Annotated in this window: 2 protein-coding genes; both read right to left on the bottom strand. The window is 64.3% G+C overall.

The features are described 5' to 3' along the window. Positions 1-142 precede the first annotated feature (142 nt). A complete protein-coding gene (locus tag CCR82_RS06060; protein WP_201244505.1) occupies positions 143-940 on the bottom strand; it encodes an alpha/beta fold hydrolase in 798 nt (265 codons plus the stop codon). 103 nt (positions 941-1043) lie between these two features. Beyond that, entirely contained in the window at positions 1044-3734 is a 2691-nt protein-coding gene (gene traN / locus CCR82_RS06055; protein ID WP_242513294.1) for a conjugal transfer protein TraN, read from the bottom strand. Positions 3735-3988: the final 254 nt, after the last annotated feature.

Here is a 3988-nt window from a genome sequence, read left to right as displayed (position 1 = left end):
TGGCTGCGACCATCGATAAGCTCGCGCGCAAGGTCCGCCGCGTCTTCGATTATCTGGGCATGACGGCAAATTCCCCACCCCACGACGCCCGATTGGCGACCGCTGGTTAGAACGGATTTGCCGTGCCTGCTGTACCGAGCCCTCATTCTCCCACCGGCACCACCTCATCGAGCCAACCAGAGACGCTCTCGACCAGCACCTCATCTTGACCCTCGAAGAAGTGATCAGCCTCTGCCGTCTGCACCTGGCGGTAACCGGCGTTGGCGGCCGCCACCTCGGCGCGGCCCGGGGCACCGGAGACGACGGCCTCGAGGTCATGCTGGCCAAAGAGATCCAGGATTGGCACTGGGATACGGCCGATCAGCGCTTCGTTATCGACACCGGCATGCGTGCCGCCACTGGACAAACCGATGGCGACGAAGGCCTCAGCGGCCTGGGGATGCTGCGCCAGATACTGGTTGCTCATGGTCGCACCCAAGCTGTGGGCGATCAGGACGACCTGCCCTGCGCCCTGTGCTCGCAGAAAGGCGATCGCCGCTTCGAGGCGCGGCGCGACTTCGTCCATCAGCGCGGCATAGTCCGCGCCGGTGGCGTCGTTCGCCAGCACCGGCATCTGCACTGACAGCGTGCTCCAGCCCCGCTCGGGCAGACCGACACGCAGCGGATAGACCACCTGTGGCCAGTTGGGATGCACCCCGATGCCATGCACGATCACCGCTGCGCGACCGGTGTCCGGCTCGGCCTCGGTGTAGAGACCAAGTACGGTCTGACCATCGGCGTCCAGGTCAACCGCTTCACCGTCCATCAGGCTATCGACGATCTGCTCACGCCAGCGCTGCTCTTTGGCGAGGTCGGAGCTGACGGCGGGCGCTGGCTGCGCCTGCGCGGCAGCGGTCGGCAAGATCAGGCAGGCAAGGATCAGTGCAGCAAGGGTTTTCATGGCGAGGGCTCCGGAGTGCTATTGGCCCTAGCTTGCCCGACTGCGCAGATCGGCGTCGAGTGCGTTGCACTGATCCATCGCGGTTGCGGTCTGCCGCCTGCCATTATGGCAACCCTCGCCGCACATCCTCCCAAACCTGATCGGCCGCTTGCTGCCCGATTTCGCCCGCATCGAGTGCCTCAGCCCTCCCCGCACTGCGCTCGGCTGCATCCGCCCGCGACCCAGTGCTGAGCTCCGAACCCGTCCCAGTCAACGCCTCCAGATCAATGTGCTCCGGCAACGGAAACTGCCCGGCCTGGGTCAACAACGCGATCCACTCCGACAGATCGATCCGCGACCAATCCAGCCGCTCCAACTCCTGCAGCGACAATCCTCGGCAGTTCGGATGCTCTGGCTCACCCCAGCTCCGCCCCAACTGCGGATAGGCCTGCTCATTGATGATCCGTGCCAAGGGCGTGTTGAAACAGCAGAAGGCCTTCTGCTTCTCGATGCAGATCCCGAGGATATCGCTGTCGCAATAGCTGCCGACGTAATGGCAGGCCCGCAGCTCACGCTGCACCCCCAACTCGAACTCCTCCTCCTCGCAGGTCCAGATGATGCGGATCAGGATCATCACCACGCTGTAGATTAGATAGGCGGTCATCGCCCAGGCGAGGGTGGTGCCGATCAGCCCGCCAAGCTGGAGGTTGCCCGCCTGCACGGTACCGTTGACCACCGCCGATCCGCCGCCCTCGACCGCAAACAGCGCATTGGCCGCCGCATCACCGAACACCTGAGCGGTCCAGTCCACGGTTTGGCGCAGCAACGCCTGCTTGGCTGCATCCAGCGAGAGTCGGGCACCAGCCTCACTGGTCGCGGCTGCAGTATTGCCGACCAGGTTGTTCGCCGCCGAGGTGATAGTCTCGGTCACCGCATCCCAGGTCTCGACCAGCGGATCACGCAGCAGCTCCCAGCCGCCACGTAACGTGCTTCCGGACTCGCTGGCCATGATCGCCGCATCGATCTTGGTCATCGCCACGATGAGCTGGATGTAGTCGACCAGCGAGACGCCTGCGGGGGTCTCGCAGCAGTCGACGATGCCACCGACCGCCTGCTTACATTCGGCCGACTCGCCCTGGAAGATCTGGCACTGGCCGGGACTGGTGCAATTGCTGTCGCTGAGCACGTACTGCGCGGCTTGCAGGGCTGCAGCAGCCTCGCCGAAGTCATCCGACTGCTCGAAGGTCAGATCCAGACAGTCATTGCCCAGACAGCGCACCGGCCCGGCGCAGTCCATCGCGGTCTCGCGGGTGATGTCCGGGATCTCGGCGGTGGTACCGCAGTCGTAGCGGGACTCGGTGGCATAGCAGACCCCATAGCGATCGCGGGCACCGTCGATGCAAGTCGAGCCCAGGTAACCGCAGTTCGGATCGGCCTCGAGTGGCCCGCAGTCGTTGTCGATATCGCCGGGGTTGTAGGGGCAGTGTGTTTGGCCCTGCGGATCGGTCCAGCACTGCATGTCGCCACTGCTGAACCCGGCACAGTCCGAGCTGATCGCCAGCTCGCGGCAGAATGGATTGAGCCAGGGCACCGGCGAAGGCCCAAAGTTGCCCGGGCAGATCAGCACGCCGATGGTTTCATAGCAGCCGCTGGCATTCAGCGCTGGTGCGCCGGAGCAGACCGCCTCGCCGTCACAGAAGGCACTGTCGCGGATGGTCTCGGCCAGATGCACGCAGGCCTCGGGTGCATCCCAACCGTGGTCGTGCAATGGCAACGGCGTGAACTGGATACGGATCGAGACCCGATAGGGTGCTTGAGCGACATACCAGTGCCCCGCATCGGTCTGAAAGCGGTAGTCATTGGCGACAGTGAACGAGCCGCCATTGCGCAGCGCTGCGGTCGCCTCGTGCCCACTCAGGGACGTGCGCTGGATCGGATCGAAGTTGCCGCTGCTGCTGTCGGACTGGCTATAGCCAGGAAAACTGATCGACCAGGATTGGAAGAGCGCATCGATCTTGCAGTCCCAATCACAGCCGGTATCGAACTCGGTGGCCTGAGGCGCAACGCTGGCTGTAATCCGCTGGATCCGTCCCGGGTCGTTGACCGTGAAGCCGAAGGTCTGTGCCGGAAGATAGGCGCACTCGGGACAAGACGGTACATGCGCGGCTCCGGGAAAATCGTAGACGACTTCAATGCAGCCATAGGCGCAGTTGGTCTGCACCGCCCCACCGCTGACCGCGACGATGTGATCGGCCGGCGGCAGGTCATAGGCATGGGAGAGCGTGCACTCTCCGCCCTGCTGCACCTGCTGGCAGGTCTCGATCTCGGGCAGATGCACCGGGCGCGTGCCGGTCTGAAATTGCGTGTCGATCACGCAATCGCCGAAGCCATTCGCCAGGTCGGCCATCTCATCGATGACTTGGTCGGTCTGCGACCAGACCGGATCAGCGCGCAGATCGGTCGCCGAGACCCCGACGTTGGTGTAGAGGCTTTGAAAGGCATCGGCCTGCGCGCCTTCTTCGCCGAGCAGCGTTGACTGCGCGGCGCGGCCGCGGGCGGTCAAGCCTTCGGGCTGGCCGTAAAGAGCCGAGAAGTCCGCTGCGGTGGCGGCTGAGGCACCGGGGAACAACTCCTCGGTGTTGACGGACTGGGTCTCGCCGTTGACCTGGAACCGGAGTTGATCGCCCTCCAGGGTCGGCAGCGAAAATCCAGTGGTTTGGCCCTGACCGAAGGCCTGTCCGGCCCGTCCCAGGTCCGCCAGTTCATCACCCCAGACCAGTGCCCAAGGCGTCCAGGCGACACAGAGGCAGAGCATTCCGACGAGGAGTTGATGCCCAATCGATGCCCCGGCGGACGGCCGGAGTTTAGTCCTCGGCGCTTGATGCGGCGAGGTCGCATCGGCGAGCAACCGATTCAGCATCCCGTCAATACCCGACTCAGAACGAGACATTTGCGCTGTAGAGATTTTGGCCGCCCAGCCCCTGCAGCGCCAGAGCGATTCCGCTGGCGGAGCAGCGCGAACTAGGCTTCCAAAGCGCGCGGGAGCACCAAGAAGCACTTCAGATGAGA

The sequence above is a fragment of the Halochromatium salexigens genome, assembly GCF_016653295.1.
Classification (GTDB): Bacteria; Pseudomonadota; Gammaproteobacteria; order Chromatiales; family Chromatiaceae; genus Lamprobacter; species Lamprobacter salexigens.
The sequence above is the reverse complement of the archived record's forward strand: the minus strand, read 5'-3'. Positions and strand labels throughout refer to the sequence as shown.